This window comes from Rhodovulum sp. FJ3 (assembly GCF_032918305.1).
Classification (GTDB): domain Bacteria; phylum Pseudomonadota; class Alphaproteobacteria; order Rhodobacterales; family Rhodobacteraceae; genus SAT37.
Genome location: NZ_JAWJUU010000003.1, coordinates 117,504 through 136,072, shown reverse-complemented (window position 1 = coordinate 136,072; position 18,569 = coordinate 117,504). Strand labels below are relative to the sequence as shown.

General features: G+C 63.2%; 25 protein-coding genes, 1 tRNA gene and 1 riboswitch. Of the genes, 12 read left to right on the top strand and 14 right to left on the bottom strand.

The genetic code is table 11. From position 1 onward, the window contains the following. Positions 1 to 6: 6 nt before the first annotated feature. Both R1W00_RS09700 and nusB read left to right on the top strand, forming a co-directional pair. Positions 7 to 555: a 6,7-dimethyl-8-ribityllumazine synthase gene (locus tag R1W00_RS09700; RefSeq protein ID WP_317262539.1), complete on the top strand. Its 549-nt coding sequence runs from the start codon at positions 7 to 9 to the stop codon at positions 553 to 555. Next, positions 552 to 1,016 (top strand): transcription antitermination factor NusB, encoded by a 465-nt coding sequence (gene nusB / locus R1W00_RS09695; protein WP_317262538.1) that lies wholly within the window; start codon positions 552 to 554, stop codon positions 1,014 to 1,016. Before R1W00_RS09700 ends, nusB begins: the two co-directional genes overlap by 4 nt. A 9-nt stretch (positions 1,017 to 1,025) precedes the next feature. On the opposite strand, the gene R1W00_RS09690 is transcribed toward nusB, so the two are convergent. Then, a complete protein-coding gene (locus R1W00_RS09690) occupies positions 1,026 to 1,736 on the bottom strand; it encodes an endonuclease/exonuclease/phosphatase family protein (protein ID WP_317262537.1) in 711 nt (236 codons plus the stop codon). Positions 1,737 to 1,808: 72 nt separating this feature from the next. Here R1W00_RS09690 and R1W00_RS09685 point away from each other — a divergent pair, with 72 nt between their 5' ends. The 3 genes from R1W00_RS09685 to R1W00_RS09675 all read left to right on the top strand — a co-directional run bounded on the left by R1W00_RS09685 (position 1,809) and on the right by R1W00_RS09675 (position 3,647). Next, positions 1,809 to 2,444: a hypothetical protein gene (locus R1W00_RS09685; protein WP_317262536.1), complete on the top strand. Its 636-nt coding sequence runs from the start codon at positions 1,809 to 1,811 to the stop codon at positions 2,442 to 2,444. A gap of 76 nt (positions 2,445 to 2,520) precedes the next feature. Further along, positions 2,521 to 2,850 carry a hypothetical protein gene (locus tag R1W00_RS09680; RefSeq protein WP_317262535.1) on the top strand — a complete coding sequence of 110 codons (330 nt, stop codon included), beginning with the start codon at positions 2,521 to 2,523 and terminating at the stop codon, positions 2,848 to 2,850. 329 nt (positions 2,851 to 3,179) lie between these two features. After that, positions 3,180 to 3,647, top strand: coding sequence for an MmcB family DNA repair protein (locus R1W00_RS09675; protein WP_410901549.1), 468 nt, complete (start codon positions 3,180 to 3,182; stop codon positions 3,645 to 3,647). Here R1W00_RS09675 and R1W00_RS09670 read toward each other — a convergent pair. Then, complete coding sequence (locus R1W00_RS09670; protein ID WP_317262533.1) at positions 3,634 to 3,825, bottom strand: DUF6324 family protein; 192 nt, start codon at positions 3,823 to 3,825, stop codon at positions 3,634 to 3,636. The two genes, R1W00_RS09675 and R1W00_RS09670, sit on opposite strands and share 14 nt — an antisense overlap. 150 nt (positions 3,826 to 3,975) lie before the next feature. Between R1W00_RS09670 and R1W00_RS09665 the strand changes: the two genes are divergently transcribed. From R1W00_RS09665 to kdsA, 3 genes are all read left to right on the top strand, one after another. Then, positions 3,976 to 4,052 (top strand) — tRNA-His (locus tag R1W00_RS09665). 159 nt (positions 4,053 to 4,211) lie between these two features. Continuing rightward, complete coding sequence (locus R1W00_RS09660; RefSeq protein WP_317262532.1) at positions 4,212 to 5,189, top strand: KpsF/GutQ family sugar-phosphate isomerase; 978 nt, start codon at positions 4,212 to 4,214, stop codon at positions 5,187 to 5,189. 36 nt (positions 5,190 to 5,225) lie between these two features. Then, complete coding sequence (kdsA, locus tag R1W00_RS09655; RefSeq protein ID WP_317262531.1) at positions 5,226 to 6,047, top strand: 3-deoxy-8-phosphooctulonate synthase; 822 nt, start codon at positions 5,226 to 5,228, stop codon at positions 6,045 to 6,047. Here the strand turns inward: kdsA and R1W00_RS09650 are convergent. The 11 genes from R1W00_RS09650 to thiD are packed head-to-tail and all read right to left on the bottom strand — an operon-like array spanning position 6,044 to position 14,092. After that, the gene (locus R1W00_RS09650) at positions 6,044 to 6,778 is read right to left on the bottom strand and encodes an ABC transporter permease (protein WP_317262530.1); all 735 of its coding nucleotides are present in this window, start codon (positions 6,776 to 6,778) and stop codon (positions 6,044 to 6,046) included. The genes kdsA and R1W00_RS09650 overlap by 4 nt on opposite strands. Beyond that, positions 6,775 to 7,446: a TenA family protein gene (locus R1W00_RS09645; RefSeq protein WP_317262529.1), complete on the bottom strand. Its 672-nt coding sequence runs from the start codon at positions 7,444 to 7,446 to the stop codon at positions 6,775 to 6,777. Before R1W00_RS09645 ends, R1W00_RS09650 begins: the two co-directional genes overlap by 4 nt. After that, entirely contained in the window at positions 7,443 to 8,168 is a 726-nt protein-coding gene (locus R1W00_RS09640; RefSeq protein ID WP_317262528.1) for an ABC transporter ATP-binding protein, read from the bottom strand. The genes R1W00_RS09645 and R1W00_RS09640 overlap by 4 nt, the downstream gene beginning before the upstream one ends. Then, complete coding sequence (gene tenA, locus R1W00_RS09635; protein WP_317262527.1) at positions 8,165 to 8,836, bottom strand: thiaminase II; 672 nt, start codon at positions 8,834 to 8,836, stop codon at positions 8,165 to 8,167. Before tenA ends, R1W00_RS09640 begins: the two co-directional genes overlap by 4 nt. Beyond that, positions 8,833 to 9,768 carry an ABC transporter substrate-binding protein gene (locus tag R1W00_RS09630; RefSeq protein ID WP_317262526.1) on the bottom strand — a complete coding sequence of 312 codons (936 nt, stop codon included), beginning with the start codon at positions 9,766 to 9,768 and terminating at the stop codon, positions 8,833 to 8,835. Before R1W00_RS09630 ends, tenA begins: the two co-directional genes overlap by 4 nt. After that, the gene (locus R1W00_RS09625) at positions 9,765 to 10,757 is read right to left on the bottom strand and encodes a HesA/MoeB/ThiF family protein (RefSeq protein WP_317262525.1); all 993 of its coding nucleotides are present in this window, start codon (positions 10,755 to 10,757) and stop codon (positions 9,765 to 9,767) included. Before R1W00_RS09625 ends, R1W00_RS09630 begins: the two co-directional genes overlap by 4 nt. Continuing rightward, complete coding sequence (locus R1W00_RS09620) at positions 10,754 to 11,350, bottom strand: thiamine phosphate synthase (RefSeq protein ID WP_317262916.1); 597 nt, start codon at positions 11,348 to 11,350, stop codon at positions 10,754 to 10,756. The genes R1W00_RS09625 and R1W00_RS09620 overlap by 4 nt, the downstream gene beginning before the upstream one ends. After that, positions 11,350 to 12,120: a thiazole synthase gene (locus R1W00_RS09615; protein WP_317262524.1), complete on the bottom strand. Its 771-nt coding sequence runs from the start codon at positions 12,118 to 12,120 to the stop codon at positions 11,350 to 11,352. The genes R1W00_RS09620 and R1W00_RS09615 overlap by 1 nt, the downstream gene beginning before the upstream one ends. A gap of 1 nt (position 12,121) precedes the next feature. Then, entirely contained in the window at positions 12,122 to 12,319 is a 198-nt protein-coding gene (gene thiS / locus R1W00_RS09610) for a sulfur carrier protein ThiS (RefSeq protein WP_317262523.1), read from the bottom strand. After that, positions 12,303 to 13,298, bottom strand: coding sequence for an FAD-dependent oxidoreductase (locus tag R1W00_RS09605; RefSeq protein WP_317262522.1), 996 nt, complete (start codon positions 13,296 to 13,298; stop codon positions 12,303 to 12,305). Before R1W00_RS09605 ends, thiS begins: the two co-directional genes overlap by 17 nt. Then, complete coding sequence (gene thiD / locus R1W00_RS09600; RefSeq protein WP_317262521.1) at positions 13,295 to 14,092, bottom strand: bifunctional hydroxymethylpyrimidine kinase/phosphomethylpyrimidine kinase; 798 nt, start codon at positions 14,090 to 14,092, stop codon at positions 13,295 to 13,297. Before thiD ends, R1W00_RS09605 begins: the two co-directional genes overlap by 4 nt. A gap of 82 nt (positions 14,093 to 14,174) precedes the next feature. Next, positions 14,175 to 14,273: riboswitch (TPP riboswitch) on the bottom strand. A 103-nt stretch (positions 14,274 to 14,376) separates the two neighbouring features. Here thiD and R1W00_RS09595 point away from each other — a divergent pair. Beyond that, positions 14,377 to 14,985, top strand: a complete 609-nt coding sequence (locus R1W00_RS09595; RefSeq protein WP_317262520.1) for a CDP-alcohol phosphatidyltransferase family protein — start codon at positions 14,377 to 14,379, stop codon at positions 14,983 to 14,985. Here R1W00_RS09595 and R1W00_RS09590 read toward each other — a convergent pair. Further along, positions 14,982 to 15,296 carry a DUF6476 family protein gene (locus R1W00_RS09590; protein ID WP_317262519.1) on the bottom strand — a complete coding sequence of 105 codons (315 nt, stop codon included), beginning with the start codon at positions 15,294 to 15,296 and terminating at the stop codon, positions 14,982 to 14,984. The genes R1W00_RS09595 and R1W00_RS09590 overlap by 4 nt on opposite strands. A 4-nt stretch (positions 15,297 to 15,300) precedes the next feature. Between R1W00_RS09590 and R1W00_RS09585 the strand changes: the two genes are divergently transcribed. The 3 genes from R1W00_RS09585 to R1W00_RS09575 all read left to right on the top strand — a co-directional run bounded on the left by R1W00_RS09585 (position 15,301) and on the right by R1W00_RS09575 (position 18,555). Then, on the top strand, positions 15,301 to 16,335 hold the full coding sequence (locus R1W00_RS09585) for an RluA family pseudouridine synthase (protein ID WP_317262518.1): 1,035 nt from the start codon (positions 15,301 to 15,303) through the stop codon (positions 16,333 to 16,335). 242 nt (positions 16,336 to 16,577) lie between these two features. Then, positions 16,578 to 17,474 carry an RNA polymerase sigma factor RpoH gene (rpoH, locus tag R1W00_RS09580; protein WP_317262517.1) on the top strand — a complete coding sequence of 299 codons (897 nt, stop codon included), beginning with the start codon at positions 16,578 to 16,580 and terminating at the stop codon, positions 17,472 to 17,474. 97 nt (positions 17,475 to 17,571) lie between these two features. Further along, positions 17,572 to 18,555, top strand: coding sequence for a Gfo/Idh/MocA family oxidoreductase (locus R1W00_RS09575; RefSeq protein ID WP_317262516.1), 984 nt, complete (start codon positions 17,572 to 17,574; stop codon positions 18,553 to 18,555). The last annotated feature ends 14 nt before the right edge of the window (positions 18,556 to 18,569 follow it).

Here is an 18,569-nt window from a genome sequence, read left to right as displayed (position 1 = left end):
CTGATCATGGCCGGAACCGAAACCCACTGGACACCGCCGCTGCCGACGTTTGACAAGCCTGTCAAAGTGCTGATCGCCGTTGCGCCTTATTACCGTGATATCGCTGATGACCTGCTGAGCGGGGCCAAGGCGATGCTGGAGGACGCGGGCGCCACCTATGACGTGGTTGAGGTGCCTGGCGCGCTGGAACTGCCGACGGCGATTTCGATTGCCCATCGCCAGTCGAACTTTGACGGCTATGTCGCGCTGGGCTGTGTGATCCGTGGCGAAACCACCCATTACGACACCGTCTGCAACGACAGCTCGCGCGGGTTGTCGACGCTTGGTCTGACGGGTGCCTGCGTTGGTAATGGTATCCTGACGGTTGAAAATCGCCAACAGGCCGAGGTCCGCGCCAACCCCAAAGATCAGAATAAAGGTGGCGGGGCGGCCATGGCGGCCTTGCATCTTATCGCGCTGTCGCGCAAATGGGGGCGCGAAACCAAAGGCGTCGGATTCCGCCCCTCGGGCAATATCCAGATGGCCGGCGACAGCGAAGGAACACCGCGGGCATGACCAAAGGCACTGAAAATCGGCAACGCAAATCTGCGGCGCGGCTCTATGCCGTGCAGGCCCTGTTCCAGATGGAGCATTCGGGCGTGTCGATTGACACCGTCCGTCAGGAATTCGAAGAGCACCGCATCGGCGCGACCTATGAGGGCGTCGAGATGGCCGAGGCCAACATTAACCTGTTCCGCAAGACGCTGGAAAGTGCGGTGAACTGGCAGGCCAAGATCGACCAGATGACCGACCGCGCGCTGGTGGCGAAATGGCCGCTGGGCCGGATCGACCCGACTCTGCGGGCGCTGTTCCGTGCGGCGGGGGCCGAACTGGTCGACAACGACACCCCGTTCAAGGTGGTTATCACCGAATACGTAGATGTGGCGCGCGCGTTCTTTCCTGAGGGCAAGGAACCCAAGTTCGTCAACGCCGTGCTGGATCACATGGCGCATGAGGCACGGCCCGAGGATTTCTGATCCCCGCCGTTAAGGGTTCAGGGTGAAGTCCGCCCAGATCGGCAAATGATCGGACGCCTTGCGCGCAAGTTTGCTTTCGATCACACCAGCATCCATCAACTGGCTGGCCCCGCAATGGGCCACCCGATCCAACCCCGCAATCGGGCGCGCGGCGTGAAAGCTGTGGCCCGGCGAGATCACCGACATATCGGTTGTGAGCGGGTCCAGACCGCGCGTGCGCGACCATTCGTTGAAATCCCCCATGATGAACAGGGGCGCCGTGCTGTCCATCAGGGCCGCGCGGATCGCGTGAAACTGACGCTGGCGGTCGCGCCGCATCAGGCCCAGATGGGCGGCGACCACTTGGATTGGGTGATCCGCACCCTTGGGGCGCAGTTCCGCAATCAACGCGCCGCGTGGTTCCGTACCGGGCAGGTCGATCCCGCGCAGGTTCAGAACCTCAACCCCGTCGCCCACCAGAATGGCGTTGCCGTGGTGCCCGATGCTGGGCCCGTTTTCATCGGGGATCAGGGGCGTCATCCCCGTGCGCGCCGCGATTTCATGACGGGGCAGGGCGCTTGGCCGCGGGCCAAGACGTTTGTCCGCCTCCTGCAGCGCCACCACATCCGCGCCCATTCCCGCAACGACATCCAGCGTGCGTTCGGGGCTGCGCCGCCAATCAAGGCCGACGCATTTGCGGATATTATAGCTGCCAAGCCGAAGGGGACGGGGATGTGCCATGTAAAATATATGGGGTCGCCTTGACGCCCCGCCAACAGGGGGGCACGGTTTTGCCAAACGGAAAGGACCCAAATGCGCCTGTTTCATCAGTCATGGATCGTGTCGGCGGTGCGTATCGCACTGATGGCGGTTCTGATCGGCGCGTTGATTGAGGCGCGGTGGTCCGTGGCCTTTGTCGCGCTGGCCACGTTGACCCTGTCGACTGTGCCGGAACTGGTCGGGCGGCGCTTGGGGGTGCATCTGCCCGTCAGTATGATCGCGGTGATCTCCGTGTTCCTGTTTGCGACGCTGTTTCTGGGCGAGGTCCTTGATTTCTATAACCGCTATTGGTGGTGGGACGTGGCGTTGCACGGGGGATCGGCGCTGGGCTTTGGATTGATGGGGGTGGTGTTCGCCCTGTTCCTGTTTGAGGGTGACCGATACGCCGCACCGCCATGGGCCCTGTCCCTAATCGCGTTTTCCTTCGCCGTGACCATCGGCGCGGTGTGGGAGATTTTCGAGTTCGCCATGGATCAGATATTCGGCCTGAATATGCAGAAATCCGGCCTGATCGATACGATGTGGGATCTGATCGTGGACGTGATCGGCGCGGGCACGGGGGCGATCATCGGGTTTTTCTATTTCATCGGTCGCGACCTTGGCGGGCCGACGGCGTTCTTTCGGGAATTCGCCCGCTTGAACCGCAAATTGTTCAGCCGGTTCCGATAAGGCCTGCGACAAAGGGGTAACTTGTCACCGTGCCCTGCCGTTTTATCATATACCCATCCCAAGAGAGGAAGCTGCCATGCCCCGTCTCGTGCGTTTGTATATCCGTCAGGTTTTGATCGGCTTTGGCCTGTCTGCGGCGTTTGTTGCCATGTTGCTGACCGCCAATGTCGCGAACCTGTGGCATCTCGTTCAGAACAGTGCCGATGGCCCGCTGGCCGTGTTCATGCTGTTCATGTTCAACGGGATCGTCTTTTCCGGTGTTCAGTTCGGCATCGCGATCATGCGGTTGCAGAACGATGACACCACCGGCTCCGGTCCCAAAGACCCCGTCGCGGTCGAACATGCCGTCGTGCCCGTTCGTGCGGATACCCCCGACCCGCGCAGCCGTCGCCGCATCATCGAGTGATCGGCGCGCCGGTTTTTGGTGTGTGGGGTGTGTGGCGGGAACCGCGGCATCCGTATGGTTAACTATTCCCGAGGACCTGTATGTACAGGTGGGCGCCAGGTAACGAAGCCAGGGCCACGACAGAGCCAGCTCCCTCGGATTTGCTTAAGGCCACCGGAATTGAACCGTCTTACGAGAAGCGCAGAAGCCCGCCACGCCCTGACCTAGTGCAGGAACCATGCCGTTACAAGGGCGCGCGGTCGAAATTCATACACCGTCCGCGCCTGCGTCGGGTGGCAATCCTCTAGACATGTGTTCCCGTTTCGTTCATGGTTAATCCCATGCAGGACATGCCCGAAAACCCCACCGCGAATATGATGCCTGGTCAGCTGTTGGCGCGCGGGGTCTGTCGCCATTTGCGCAGCCATGGCTTTGTCACGGTTGAGGAACTGGTGCCCACGTCCGGTTTGCGCGTCGATGTGATGGCGCTTGGCCCCAAGGGCGAAATCTGGATCATTGAATGCAAAAGCAGCCGCGCGGATTACCAATCCGATTCCAAATGGCAGGGCTATCTGGAATGGTGCGACCGGTTTTTCTGGGCTGTGGACGGGGATTTTCCGGTGGATATCCTGCCGCCCGAAACCGGTCTGATGCTGGCCGATGCCTATGACGCGGATATTCAACGGATGGGGCCGGAAACCAAGCTGGCCGCCGCACGGCGCAAGGTGATGACCCTGAAATTCGCGCGCCATGCGGCCACGCGCCTGCGATCCTATCGCGATCCGCGCGTAACGCCCGAGGGTATTATTTCTCGCTGAGGGCGCGGGCGCGGCCCGCTGCGGCGCGGATTTCCTCGGCGATCTCTTCGGCCTCTTCGGGCGAGAAATCCATCGGGATTTCCAATTCGCCTGCGTCGATGAACAGACGGACCATGCCTTCGGTGGTGGGGCCGATTTGCAGATTGGCCTCAATGTCGCGTTCGGTGTTGATACCCATGGGGTGCTCTCCTTTGGTCGCTCTTCGCTAGCTTTTCGCAGCAGAATTGGCAAGGGGCGACCGCGTTCGGGCGGCGGCGTCAAAGGATCGCAAATTTCAGACAAATCCCTCTTGCAATCCCAATCGGGGGCCGGTAAATCGCCCCTCAGTGCCGCCTTAGCTCAGTTGGTTAGAGCGCTGGATTGTGGATCCAGAGGTCCCCCGTTCGAGCCGGGGAGGCGGTACCATTTCCCAAAAACACGACCGCACCGGTTCAATCGGCCCCTAATCGACGGGCGACATGTGGCCCATCGCGCCATAAGCGCCTTTTCTTGAGGCGCTTTTCGCTATACATGCCTGCCATCACGATGGCCTGCGGGCCGACCCTTTGCAGATGCCCGAGACCCATGTCCCCTGATACCGTTTTGTCCGACGCCGACCAGATTACCGCGATGCAACAGGTCCTTGCGACCGAGGCCGATGCGCTGCGCGAAATGTCCGAGGGCCTTGGCGCGCCGCACCTGAAGGCGCTGGAGATGCTGTTCAATGTGCAGGGACGTGTGATCCTGACGGGCGTTGGCAAATCGGGCCATATCGCGCGCAAGGCGGCGGCGACGTTTGCCTCGACCGGCACGCCCGCGCAATTCGTCCACGCGACCGAGGCCAGCCACGGCGATCTGGGCATGATCAGCCGCAGCGACCTGTGCATCGCGATTTCCAATTCCGGTGAGACGACCGAACTGGCCGATCTGATCACCTATACCCGCCGGTTCCAGATCCCCCTGATCGCGATCACCCGCAATGCCGACAGCAGTCTGGGCAGTCAGGCCGATGTGACCTTGTTGTTGCCCCAAGCACCCGAGGCCTGCCATATCGGCATCGCGCCAACCACGTCCACGACGGCGACGCTGGCGCTGTGTGATGCGCTTGCTGTGGCGTTGATGCAGACGCGCGGGTTCCAGAAAGAAGATTTCCACCTGTTCCATCCGGGCGGCAAGCTGGGCGCACAGTTGGTGCGGGTGAATGCGTTGATGCATAAGGGCGACGCGCTGCCCCTGATCGCGCCGGAAACCAGCATGCGCGATGGTCTGTTGCTGATCACGGAAAAGGGGTTTGGCATCGCCGGTGTGGTCGATGCGGACAACCGTCTGGTCGGAATCATCACCGATGGCGACTTGCGCCGGAACCTTGATGGGTTGCTGGATCGCCGCGCCATTGACGTCGCCACCAAGAACCCCAAATCGGTGACGTCCGGCATTCTGGCGTCCGAGGCCCTGCAGGTGATGAACGCCAGCAAGATCAGCGCGCTCTTCGTGCTGGACGAGGCGGGCCATGTGCAGGGTTTGCTCCACATTCATGACTGTGTGCGCGCGGGTATCGTTTAACCCCGTCCGCCCCGAAACCAACCAAGGTAGGCCAAGATGAAAAACGTATCCGTCGGCTCGCTCACGATTGCCAATGACCGCCCGTTCACCCTGATCGCCGGTCCCTGTCAGCTTGAGAGCCTCGATCACGCCCGCATGTTGGCCGGTGCCATCGCCGAGATGACCGCCGATCTGAACATCCCCTTTATCTTTAAAGCCAGCTACGACAAGGCGAACCGGTCCTCGGTGTCCGGCGGGCGCGGTGTCGGGATCGAAAAGGGTCTGGATATTCTGGCGGCGATCCGTGACGAGTTCGGCTGTCCCGTCATCACCGACATCCACGAGCCGTATCAGGCCGCACGCGCCGCAGACTACGTCGACGTCCTGCAAATCCCCGCGTTCCTGTGCCGCCAGACCGACCTGTTGCTGGCCGCCGGTGATACGGGCAAGGCGATCAACGTCAAAAAGGGTCAGTTCCTTGCGCCGTGGGACATGAAAAACGTGGTGACCAAGATCGAATCCACCGGCAACGAAAACATCATGCTGTGCGATCGCGGGACCAGCTTTGGCTATAACATGCTGGTGTCCGATTTCCGGTGCCTGCCGATCATGGCCGAAACCGGCTATCCGACCGTGTTCGACGCGACCCATTCGGTGCAATTGCCCGGTGGGCAGGGCACATCGACCGGCGGTCAGGGTGAATTCGTTGGCCCGCTGGCCCGTGCGGCGGTGGCTGTGGGGACGGCGGCGGTGTTCATCGAAACGCATGAAGAACCCGCGCGCTCGCCCTCGGACGGGCCGAACATGGTGCGCCTGGATGCGCTCAAGGACCTGCTGGCAACCCTGCGCGCGCATGACGCGCTGACCAAGGGCGTTTAATAGCGCTCTAGCAGGCGGGTTGCGATCCGGCTGACCACGGCGTGGATCACGATGGTGAACACGGCCAGAACGATCAGGGCGGCGAACATCAGATCGGTTTTCGCCCGCCCGTTGGCCAGCAGCATCAGATATCCAAGGCCCTTGCTGGCCCCGACCCATTCCCCGATGATCGCCCCGATCGGTGCATAAACGGCGGCCAGACGCACGCCGCTGGCCAGACCCGGCAGGGCGGCGGGAATGCGGATGTGCCACATGATGCGCGCGGGGCTGGCCCCCATCACACGGGCCAGTCCGATCCAGTCGCGGTTGGGGCGCATCAGCGCGTCAAAGAACGACGATGTCACCGGAAAATAGATGATGATCAGGGCCATCACGACCTTGGACCCCAACCCGTATCCGAACCACAGCGTCAGAATGGGCGCGAGGGCAAAGACGGGGATCGCCTGACTGAAGACCAGCATCGGGCGCACGAGGGTCCGCGCCCATTTCGACGCGGCCAGACCCACGGCGGACAGCGCCCCAAGGACGGTCCCAAGGATCAGGCCCGCAATCACCTCGGTCATGGTGATCAGCGCGTGTTCGGCGATCAGGGCGCGGCTCTTCCAGATGGTCGTCGCGACCAGACCGGGACCGGGCAGGATAAAGCGCGGCAAGCCCGTGGCCCAGACCACCGCCTGCCATATCGCGACGCCCAGCAGCGCCGACAGGATGCCCGCGCGCCAGCCGCTCATCGACCGACCTCGAACCCGGCCCATGCGGCGTCGAAAAAGGCGCGCTCGGCCGCGACGGCGCGGGTGAACAGGTCCCTCACATCGGCGCGCGCGGCGTCATCCAGTCCGGCCCAAACCGCGTCCAGTTGCCCGCGCAGATAGGCCACAACGCCCTCAAACCCCGTGCCGGTGTGCAGCGTGATCCATTCGCCCAACCAGAACGGCAGGTCCGGCACGCGGTCCGCGAACGGCGTCGCCCAGTCCAGATAGGACCATTCGGCCACCACCAGAACGGCCAGCATGCACTCATACCGCCCCGTTTGGCGCGCCTCGTTCATCAGGTCCTGAAACACGCGGGTTTCAGGCGCGGTCGGGGCGGCGGCGGGGACATTTAGCGCCTCGAAACTGCGCAGGAAATAGGTGTTCTCCGGCCCCGCGATCACGCCCAGAAATTGCGCCGCCGGAACCGCGTCGGCCAATGTCGGCGCGTGGGCGACCGCACTGGCCAACAGACGGACAAAACCGTCCACGAACTGATAATCCTGTTGCAGATAACCCGCCATGATCTCGCGCGGCAGGGTTCCATCGGCCAGCGCGTGCACAAACGGATGCGTCGTCGCGGCGGTCCAATCGTCCATCACTGCGGCGCGCAAATCTTCGGTCGGGGTGCGGGTAAGAACGGTGTTCATTCGGGCAGTCCTCGTAGCTGGCGCAGCAGATCGGCCTGCGCGCCCAAGACATCCGCCGCGTCAACGGAGCGGGGGATGGGACCGGAGGGCGGCGCGACGGGCGTCACCGAATTGGGGCCCATGATCAGGATGTGATGGCCAAGGCGCGCGGCCTCGGACGGGTCATGTGTCACCAACAGAACCGTGCGTCCGGCCAATGTTTCGGCGGTCAGGTCCTGCATCTGCGAGCGCGTGCGCGCATCAAGGGCCGAAAACGGTTCATCGAGCAGGACAATCGGGCGATCCTCCATCAAGGTGCGGGCCAGCGCGACACGCTGACGCTGACCACCCGATAATTCGGCGGGGCGGCGCGTTTCCATACCGGCCAGACCCACGCGGGCCAATGTCGCCTCGGCCCGCGCCAGATCGGGGGCCTCACCGCGCAGACGCGCGCCAATCGCCACGTTTGCGCGCAGATCCAGCCATGGCAGCAACAGGTCATCCTGTGCCATCAACGCCATGCGCCCCTCCATCGGCGCGCCATCATCGGCGCCAAAACTTCCGTCGAAATCGGCACCGGTATCCGCGCCCGCAAACAGGCGCAGGATGGTCGATTTGCCCACCCCGCTGGGCCCCAGCAGACAGGTCCATTCCCCCGCAGGCACGCGCAGGGACAGGTCGCTAAAGACCGGTGTCCCGTCATAGCGTGCGGACCCGTCGAGGTGCAGGGCGGGCGCACTCACGGGCGCAACCCCATGTCCCAGAACCCGACCTCTAGGCGCGTGGCGGTGGTGAACCGGTTGCACAGAGACGCCCAACGCGGGCTGGCCGTCGGATCATCGCCCAAACGGCGCGCAACGGCCCCGTCGATCAGGGCGCCGGCGGCCTGACAGACCTCTTGGTAGTCGTCCCCGCCATAGGTTTCGATCCATTGTCGATAGGGACCATCGCCACCCGCCGCCAACAGACGCGCGCCGATTTCACCATACCCCATCACACAAGGCGCAAGCGCGGCCATCAGGTCAAGGAAATCGCCCGAATGCCCCGCGTCCAGAACGAACCGCGTATAGGCAAGGTTTTCGATGCGTTCTTCGGTTGCGAACAGCTCGTCCTCGGAGATGCCCGCACGGGCGCAGATGTCGATGTGCAGCGACAGCTCATGGTCAATCAACGCATGCACCGTCGCCGCGCAGTGACGCATTTCGGCGACCGTTTCGCCCTTGGCCACGGCCAAGGCCCATGCGCGCGAGAAATGGATCAGGAACACGTAATCCTGACGCAGGTAATGCAGGAACGCGTCCTGCGGCAGGGTGCCGTCGCCCAAACCCGCGACAAAGGCGTGCTCGGTATAGGCGGGCCAATGGTGACCCGCCGCCGCCCGCCATAGGGGGAATGTGGTGCCGTAGCTCATTGCTCACCCAGATCCACGGCCAGATCGTCCACCGCGCGGGTGCCGGTGATCAGGCCCGCGTCCGATAGGAACTGTTCAAACCGCACATAGCGCCCTTCGTCCAGCGCCTCGGGACGCAGGGCAAAACGGGGCAGGGTGTCGGCCCATGCCATCTCGTTCAGCTCATCCTGCAGTTCGGGCGAGGTGCCACTGAACACGGTCCAGCTCTCTTCGGGGTGGTTGACGATGTATTGCGTGGCCAGTTCGGTCGCGCGCAGGAAACGGCGGATTTTGTCCGTGTCCATGCTGTCCTTATTGGCGACGTAGATCAGTTCGTCATAGGTCGGCACGCCTTCTTCTTCGATGTAAAAGCACTTGCCCTCGACGCCCTCGATTTCCATCTGGTTCAACTCAAAGTTCCGGTAGGCGCCCAGAACCGCGTCGACCTGACCCGACATCAGGGACGGCGACAGGGACCAGTTCACATTGACCAGTTCCACGTCATCGACCGACAGGTCGTGCTTGCCAAGGATCGCGGACAACAGGGCCTCTTCGACACCGGCGACGGAATAGCCGATCTTGGCACCTTTCAGGTCACCGATTTCCTTGATCGGGCCGTCTTCCAGTACCAAGAGACAGTTCAGCGGCGTCGCGACCAGCGTGCCCACCCGTTTCAGGGGCAGACCCTCGGCCACCTGCAGATGCAGTTGCGGCTGGTACGAAATCGCCAGTTCGGCCTGACCGGCGGCGACCAGTTTCGGCGGATCGGACGGATCGGCGGGGGCGATGATTTCCACGTCCAGACCTTGGTCGGCGAAATAGCCCTTTTCCTGCGCGACGATGATCGGACCGTGGTCGGGGTTCACGAACCAGTCCAAGAGGACCGTCATTTCATCGGCGGCCACGGCGGGGGATGCGGCCAACAGGGCGGCGGCAAGGGTTAGGTGTTTCATTGCGGTGTCTCCTCATATGTCTCTGTGTCGCCAAGGGCCATCAGGGCGATGTCGCCTTGCCATGTTCGCATCAATCGTTCGCCCGCCTGCCACGCGCGCAGGCCCGAGCGACAGGCCAGAACGATGCGCGCCGCGTCGGGGACGGGCGGGGTGAAATTGTCAAAATCCGTGACCACGCGCCGGTGCGGCGTGTTCAGGGCAGGGCCTGTTTCGTCCGCCGCGCGCAGGTCGATCACCAGATCGGTGGCGGTGATCGCGGCAGGCGTGACAAAGGTCATGCCGCCCTCGGGTTCGGGCGCGCCGTCAAACCGGAACCCCCCGAACCGCAGCGCGGCCGCGTCATAGGTGATCAACTGGCCCAATGGCGCGGGCGTGGCGCCGGTCAAAACCGCCACGGCCATCTGTGCCTGCAGCGCGCCGATCACCCCGACCGACGGGCCAAGCACGCCATCGGCATCGCAACTGCCCAACCGGTCGGGCAGGTCGGGGAACAGCGCGCGCAAACTGGGCGCACCGGCGCAGAACCCGCCGCAATAGCCCTCCGTGCCGACGACCGACGCGCTGATCAACGGGGTGGCCGTGTCGCGGCAAATGTCGCTGGCGATATAGCTGGCCGCGAAACTGTCGGCGCAATCAAGGACCAGATCGGCCCCGCTGATCAGCGCGGGCGCGGTGTCCGGGTCAAACGCGCCGATCACGGGCGTCACGCGCACCTCGGGGTTCAGGGCCGCCATATGGCGCGCGGCGGCGGTGGCCTTGGGCACGCCGATGTCGGCCTCGCGGAAAATCGTCTGGCGGTGCAGGTTGCTCTGGTCCACGCGGTCGGGGTCGATCAGGGTGATCTGCCCCACGCCCGCACCGACCAGATATTGCAGCACCGGCGCGGCCAGCCCCCCCGCACCAATCACCAACAGGCGCGCGGCGGACAGGCGCTCCTGTCCATCCAACCCAAAGGTGGGCACGGCGATCTGGCGGGCGTAGCGGGTCATCCGCAGACCCGCAGCCAGTCGCGAACGCGGCCCTCGGGGTCGGGATTCAGGGTGATGTCCGTCACCGCCGACACCACATCCGCGCCCGCGTCAAACGCGCCTGCTGCGCGCTCAACCGACATGCCACCAATCGCGATTAGGGGCGTATCGCCAATGCGCGATTTCCACGTGGTCAGTTTGTCCACACCCTGTTGGTGCCATTTCATTTTCTTCAGGATCGTCGGATAGACAGGCCCCAGCGCGACGTAATCCGGCGCATAGGACATCGCGCGGTCCAGTTCGGCGTCATCATGCGTCGACAGGCCCAGTTTCAGGCCCCCTGCACGGATCGCGGCGACATCGGCGTCGTCCAGATCCTCTTGGCCCAGATGCACCCAGTCACAGCCCAGATCCAGCGCGATTTGCCAATAATCATTGACCACCAAGATCGTGCCATGTTCGCGGCACAGATCGCGGGCGGCGGCGATTTGGCTGCGGATGACATCCTCGGGGCGGTCCTTGATCCGCAGTTGGACCAGTTTGATCCCCAGCGGCACCAGACGGGTCAGCCAGTCCACATCGTCAAAGATCGGATAGAAACGGGGCAGGGCCATCATAGGAACGCCTTTCCAAGAACGGGGGTCGAGGGGGCCGCCATATCGCGGGGCGACATCGGGTCGGATGTGAACGCGGCGCGCCCCGCCTCAATTGCCAAGGCGAATGCGCGCGCCATCGCCGCCGGATCGCCCGCCTGCGCGACGGCGGTGTTCAGCAGAACCGCGTCATAGCCCAGTTCCATCGCATGGGCGGCCTGACTGGGTAGGCCAAGGCCCGCGTCCACCACCAAGGGGATATCCGCGAAATGGGCGCGCAGGCTGCGCAGGCCATAGATGTTGTTAAGGCCCAGACCGGTGCCAATCGGCGCGCCCCACGGCATCAAGACCTCACACCCCGCCTGAACCAAACGGTCGCACAGGACCAGATCCTCGGTGCAATAGGGGAACACCTGAAACCCGTCTTCGGTCAGGATGCGCGCGGCTTCAACCAACCCAAACGGATCGGGTTGCAGCGTGTCGGCATGTCCGATCACCTCAAGCTTAATCCACGGCGTGTCGAACAGTTCGCGCGCCATGTGGGCGGTCGTGACGGCCTCGCGCACGGAATGGCATCCGGCGGTATTGGGCAGCAGCGCGACGTTCAGGTCCGACACCAGACGCCAGAAATCCTGCCCCGCCTGTTCGCCGCCTGCCTCACGCCGGACGGACACCGTGGCGATGCCCGCGTTGGATTGGCGAAACGCGTCGGCCAGAATGGCGGGGGACGGGTATTGCGCCGTGCCCAGCATCAGGGCCGATGCGATCTCGGTGCCATAGAATGTGGGCATGTTAACCTCCTTGGCGGGGGGCGACGATTTCGACGCGGTCGCCCTCGGTGATGGGGTGGGTGGCGCGCAGGGTGGCGGGCACAAAGGCCTCATTCACCGCCGTGGCGACCTTGGCCCCGCCGTAGCCGGTTTCCTCCAGAACGTCGTTCAGGGTTGTTGCCGCGACCTCGGTCACAGTGCCGTTAATCGTGATTTTCATGCCAGAACTCCGGTTTCTCGCGTGGATCGCCGCCCGCATCCAGATGATCGCCCATCATCCGCGCAAGGGCGGGGGCCAAAAGATATCCGTGCCGGAACAACCCGTTCGCATAGAGCGTCCCGTCGGCATAGCGCCCGATACGGGGCAGGTTGTCGGGAAAGGCGGGGCGCGCATCGACGCCGATTTCCATGATCTCGGCCTCACCAAAGGCGGGGTGCAGGGCATAGGCCGCGTTCAGCAGTTCCATCACCGAGCGGACCGTGGCGCGGGTGCGCTGGCCGCTTTCGATCTGGGTCGCGCCCAGCATGAACACCCCGTCCCCGCGCGGCACAATATAGAGGGGAAAGCGCGGGTGCAGCAGACGCACAGGCCGCGACAGGGTGATATCGGGCGCGCGCAGGATCACCATCTCGCCCTTGACCCCGCGCAGGTCGGACAGACGGTCGGTGGCGCTCAGGCCACGGCAATCAATCACCTGACCGGTGGGGGCGCCGGTCGTCTCAACCTGAACACCGTTCGTTTCTAGACGCTCGCGCAGGGTCAGAAGGACAGGGCGCGGGTTCAGATGGCTCTCGTCTGTCATGAACAGGGCGCGGTCGAACCGGTCGGCCAGATCGGGTTCAAGGTCGGCCAAACGGTCCCGCGTGATCCAGTCGAACCGCTCTGTGCGCCGCGCAAAACGGTCCAGTTCCTGCCGGTCCCGCCCAAGGGCCAGAACCAGAGACCCGCCATAGGTGATCTCGGCCCCGTTTGCGGCCCACCATTCGGCGGCCTTGCGCCCATGGCGCACGACGGGTTCCTCGGCCACCGCGCCTTCGCAATCGGGGGCCAGCATACCGCCTGCCCACCATGAACAGCCGTGCTCGCCCGGTCCGCCCTTGGGGTCGATCAGGCGCACATCATAGCCGCGCGCGACCAGTTCGGTCGCCATGCACAGACCCGCGACGCCCGCGCCAAGGATGGTGATCTGACCGCTCATCCCCAGAGCCCGTGGAAATGGTGGACCGGCCCGTGGCCATGCCCGACGTTCAAGTCATCCGCGCGGACAATGGCGTGGTGCAGCCAGACATGCGCGCGGGATACGGCGTCGCTCAGGCTCATCCCGTCGGCCAGACCGGCGGCGATGGCCGAGGACATGGAACAGCCCGTTCCGTGGGTGTTGCGGGTGTGGATGCGCGGGGCGGAGAGGGGGATCGCATCGTCCCCCGTCATCAGCCAATCGATGCACATTTCCCCCGCGCCGTGGCCGCCCTTCATCAGAACCGCCTGTGCGCCCATGTCGATCAGGGCCTGCCCCTGTGCCTGCAAATCCGCGTCGGTTTCGGCGTCGGTGGTGTTCAAGAGGCACGCGGCCTCAGGGATGTTGGGGGTCAGAACCGTGGCGCGGGGTAACAGAACCTCGCGCAGGGTGCTGACCGCGTCATCCGGCAACAGGGCGACGCCCGATTTCGCGATCATCACGGGATCCAGAACCACCGGCCCGTCGAACCCCGAAATCGCCTTGGCCACACAGCGGATCAGATCGCCACTGCCCAGCATTCCGATCTTGATAGCACGCACGTCTAGATCGGACAGAACTGCGTCGATCTGGGCGGCAATCACATCGTTGGGGATCGGGTGGACGGCGGTCACGTCGCGGGTGTTTTGGGCGGTGACGGCGGTGATCACGCTGGCCCCATAGACACCAAGCGCGCTGAACGCCTTGAGGTCCGCCTGAATGCCCGCGCCGCCGCCGCTGTCGCTGCCCGCTATGGTCAGTGCGATTGCCACCACAATTCTTGTCCCATGTTTCGGGGTCAGGACGGTTTTCGGGCGGGAAAGGCGCCGGACCTGTGGCGGGCGGTTTTCCCCATGCCGTGGTCCGAGGTCTGTTCCCTCCGCCGGTCCTAACCGGTTCAGGTTCAATGGGTTCGCTTGCGCATCTCAGCCCGCATGGGCACCCCAACAGAGTCGCCGCGACGTTAGTCCTAACCCAGAGGCCTGTCAAACAGATGCGTGAGGCCCCTTGCGCCCGTCCCCGCCCATGCGCCATCAAGGGCCCAACCACGGGGGACGCGATGTTAGACGCCAGAATGCGCAAGGTGATTGATCCGGTTCTGAACCGGATCGGGCAGGGCTTGGCCGATGCGGGGATCGGCGCGAATGCGGTGACCCTGATCGGGCTGGGGTTCGGGGTTCTGGCGGCGGTGATGATCGCGATGGGCCTGTTCGCGCTGGCCCTGATCCCGCTGGCGTTTAGCCGGATCGCCGATGGTCTGGACGGCGCGATCGCACGGGCCAGCCGAAAGACCGATTTCGGCGGATACCTCGATATCGTGTGCGATTTCATCTTTTACGGCGCGGTGCCGATGGGGTTTGTCTGGGCCGATCCGGCGGGCAACGGCGCGGCAGGGGCGTTCCTGTTGGCCAGCTTTTATAGCAACGGGGCGTCGTTCCTTGGGTTCGCCATCCTTGCCGAAAAGCGCGAGATGAAGACCGACGCACGCGGTGTCAAATCTCTCTATTACACCGGCGGCATTCTGGAGGGCACAGAAACCATCGCGTTCTTTGTGCTGCTCTGCCTTTTGCCCGCGTGGTTTTCGCCCATGGCGTGGGTGTTCGGCGCGCTGTGCTTTGCCACGGCGGCGTCGCGCATGGTTCTGGCGGCGCGGGTGTTTCCGGATTAGGGCGCGGGTTTGATGGCGATGTCCTGACGGATTGATCCGTCGTCGTTCAGGATCAAGATGCGGTCATCGCCCGTCACCACGGCGGTCCAATCATCCCCGAACGTCACCGCGCGCGCCACCACACCGGCGGGCAGTTCGAACGGATCGGGCAATTGGATCGTGGGCTGGGCCGGAACACGGATGACAATCAGCGCAACTAGAATTACAACGCCCGCAATCATCACGCCGGTCAGGATCGTCACCAGCAGCCGCAGAAACCGCAGGTTCAGCGGATCTTGGTCGTCCGGACCCGTTTCAATAGGATCAGTCATCCTCATGCCTCGACATATTACGATCGTCATCGGGCCGAACCCGCCTGCACGTCTTGATAAGGCGCTTTCGCGTGACGTGCCAGAGGCAGAGGGCCTATCGCGGTCGCGTTTGGCGAAACTGATCGCGGCGGGGGGCGTATCGCGCGGTGGTCTGGTGATCGAGGACCCGCGCGCCCGTGTCGCCGAAGGGGACGAGATCGAGTTGCGCTTTGCCGAGGCCGAAGAGGTCGAAACGGTGGCGCAGGACATCCCGCTGGACGTGATTTATGAGGACGAGCATCTGATCGTCATCAACAAGCCCGTCGGCATGGTCGTCCACCCCGCACCGGGCAGTCCCAATGGCACGCTGGTCAATGCGTTGTTGTTCCATTGCGGCGATAGCCTGTCGGGGATCGGCGGCGAAAAACGTCCCGGTATCGTGCACCGCATCGACAAGGATACCAGCGGCTTGCTGGTCGCGGCCAAAACGGACAAGGCGCACACCGCCCTTGCCGCCCAGTTTGAAAAGCATACGGTCGGGCGGCATTACATGGCGCTGGTCTATGGGGTGCCCCACGCCGGTGATCCCCGTCTGCGCGGGATGAGCGGGATCAGTTTCGAGCAAGCCAATATCATGAAAGTCACCTCGCAACTGGCGCGGCACAAAACCGACCGCCAGCGTCAGGCGGTGTGCTGGTCCAACGGGCGGCATGCGGTGACGCGTGCGCGAGTCGTGGAAACCTATGGCACTCCGGCGGGGGTGTCCTTGGTCGATTGCTGGCTGGAGACGGGGCGAACCCACCAGATCCGCGTGCATATGGCCTATGCGGGGTTTGGCCTGATCGGGGATCAGACCTATGGCGGGCGGCGCAAGCTCTCGGACAAGGCCTATACCCCCGCCGCCCTGAACGCGATTGCCGATTTCCCGCGTCAGGCCCTGCATGCGGCGACACTGGAATTCATCCACCCCGAGAGCGGGGAATCGATGTCCTTCTCGGCCGATTTGCCGCCCGATATGCAGGCTCTGATCGACGCGGTGGGCACCTCGCGGGGCGCATAAATCGCGCGATTTGTGGAACCTTGCAGGGCGATTGTGCGTTGATGTGGAAACAACGGGACGAAATGTTTCAAAAACGGGGCTGAACCACCCTGTTTAGGAAAATCGGCGTGAAAACCTGACACATTCAGGGATTTCTAACGATTTTGCGCACAGAAGCTGTTTAATTGTCCGTGAATGTGCAATCTTGAACTGTGTGGCGCGACCCACCATATCAGTTCCCGACCACGAGGGAGCAGACGACCATGAGCACCTATACCAATCTTCCGGCCCCCAGTCCCGAACAGGGTCTGAACCGTTACATGCAAGAAATCCGCAAGTTCCCCCTGTTGGAACCTGAGGAAGAGTACATGCTGGCCAAACGCTGGGTGGATCATCAGGACACCGAGGCGGCCCATAAAATGGTGACCTCGCACCTGCGTCTGGCGGCGAAAATCGCGATGGGCTATCGCGGCTACGGTCTGCCGCAGGCCGAGGTGATTTCCGAGGCCAACGTCGGTCTGATGCAGGCCGTGAAACGCTTTGACCCCGAAAAGGGCTTCCGCCTTGCGACCTATGCGATGTGGTGGATCCGTGCGTCTATCCAGGAATATATCCTGCGGTCGTGGAGCCTTGTGAAACTGGGCACGACCAGCGCGCAGAAAAAGCTGTTCTTCAACCTGCGCAAGGCCAAGGCGCGCATCGGTGCGTTGGAAGAGGGCGATCTGCGCCCCGAGAACGTCAAACAGATCGCCAACGACCTGAACGTGTCCGAAGACGAAGTCATCGCCATGAACCGCCGCATGTCGGGCGGGGATGCGTCGTTGAACGCGACCATCGGGTCCGAGGACGGCGGCACCGCGCAATGGCAGGACTGGTTGGAAGACGAAGACGCCAATCAGGCCGAGGCCTATGAAGAACGCGATGAAATGGAAAGCCGCCGCGCCCTCTTGATGGAGGCGATGGATGTGCTGAACGATCGGGAAAAGGATATTCTGGTTCAACGTCGTCTGCAGGATAGCCCTGTGACGCTTGAGGAACTCAGCACCCAATATGACGTAAGCCGCGAACGCATTCGCCAGATTGAGGTGCGCGCGTTCGAAAAGCTGCAAAAACGGATGCAGAACCTCGCCAAGGAAAAAGGCATGCTGGCCAGCGCCTAAGCCGGTTCGCGAAAAAACTTCCTCTCTGAAAAGGCCCGCCATTCCGGCGGGCTTTTTTATGCGCTAACATTCGGGAAATTGCCAAGGGAGGGGCGACATGAACACAGCAGTCAACTGGGGGATTCTGGGGGCGGCCAAGTTCGCACAAGAGCACATGGCCCCGGCCATCCATGCGGCCAAGGGCGCGCGTCTGGCCGCGATTGCGACGCGCGATCCGTCCCGTGCAGAACCGTTTATCGCATTTTGTCCCGACCTGCGGGTGCATGACAGTTACGACGCGTTGCTGGCCGATCCGGAGATTGATGCGGTTTACGTCCCGCTGCCCAACACGTTGCACGTGGACTGGGCGGCCAAGGCGATGCGGGCGGGCAAACATGTTCTGGTCGAAAAGCCGATTGCGATGCAGGCGGATGAGATCGACCCGCTGATCGCGCTGCGCGATGAAACGGGGATGTTGGCGGCAGAGGCCTTTATGATCGTCCATCACCCCCAATGGCAGCGCGTGCGCGATCTCTTGTCCGTGGGCGCCATCGGGCAGTTGATGCATGTGAACGGCCTGTTTTCCTATCACAACGGCGATCAGCCCGGAAATATCCGCAACAGCGCGGCGATGGGCGGGGGCGGCTTGCCCGATATCGGCGTCTATACCATCGGGTCAGCGCGGTTCGCGACGGGGCAGGAGCCAGTGTCGATTGATGCGCGGATCGAATGGGAAAACGGCGTTGACGTGAAAACCGAGATCTGGGGGCAGTTCGAGGGGTTCAGCTATTTCGCGATGATTTCCATGCGGATGCAGCCCTATCAGGAGATGCTGTTTCACGGCAGTGCGGGCTATATCAAGGTTAAGACCCCGTTCAATGCCCGCGTCTTTGGTGAGGCGCAGGTGGAATATTGCATCGGCAACGGGCCGGTTCAGGTCGAGCGCTGGCCGTCTAATGATCACTATGTCCATCAGGTTGAGGCCTTTTGCACCTCTGTGCGCACGGGCGCAGCCTATCCGTGGACCTTGGAGGACGCCAAGGGCACGCAGGCCGTGATCGACCGCGTCTTTGCCGCCGCCGGACCCGCCCCCGCGGACTGAGCCGCCCCCCCAAA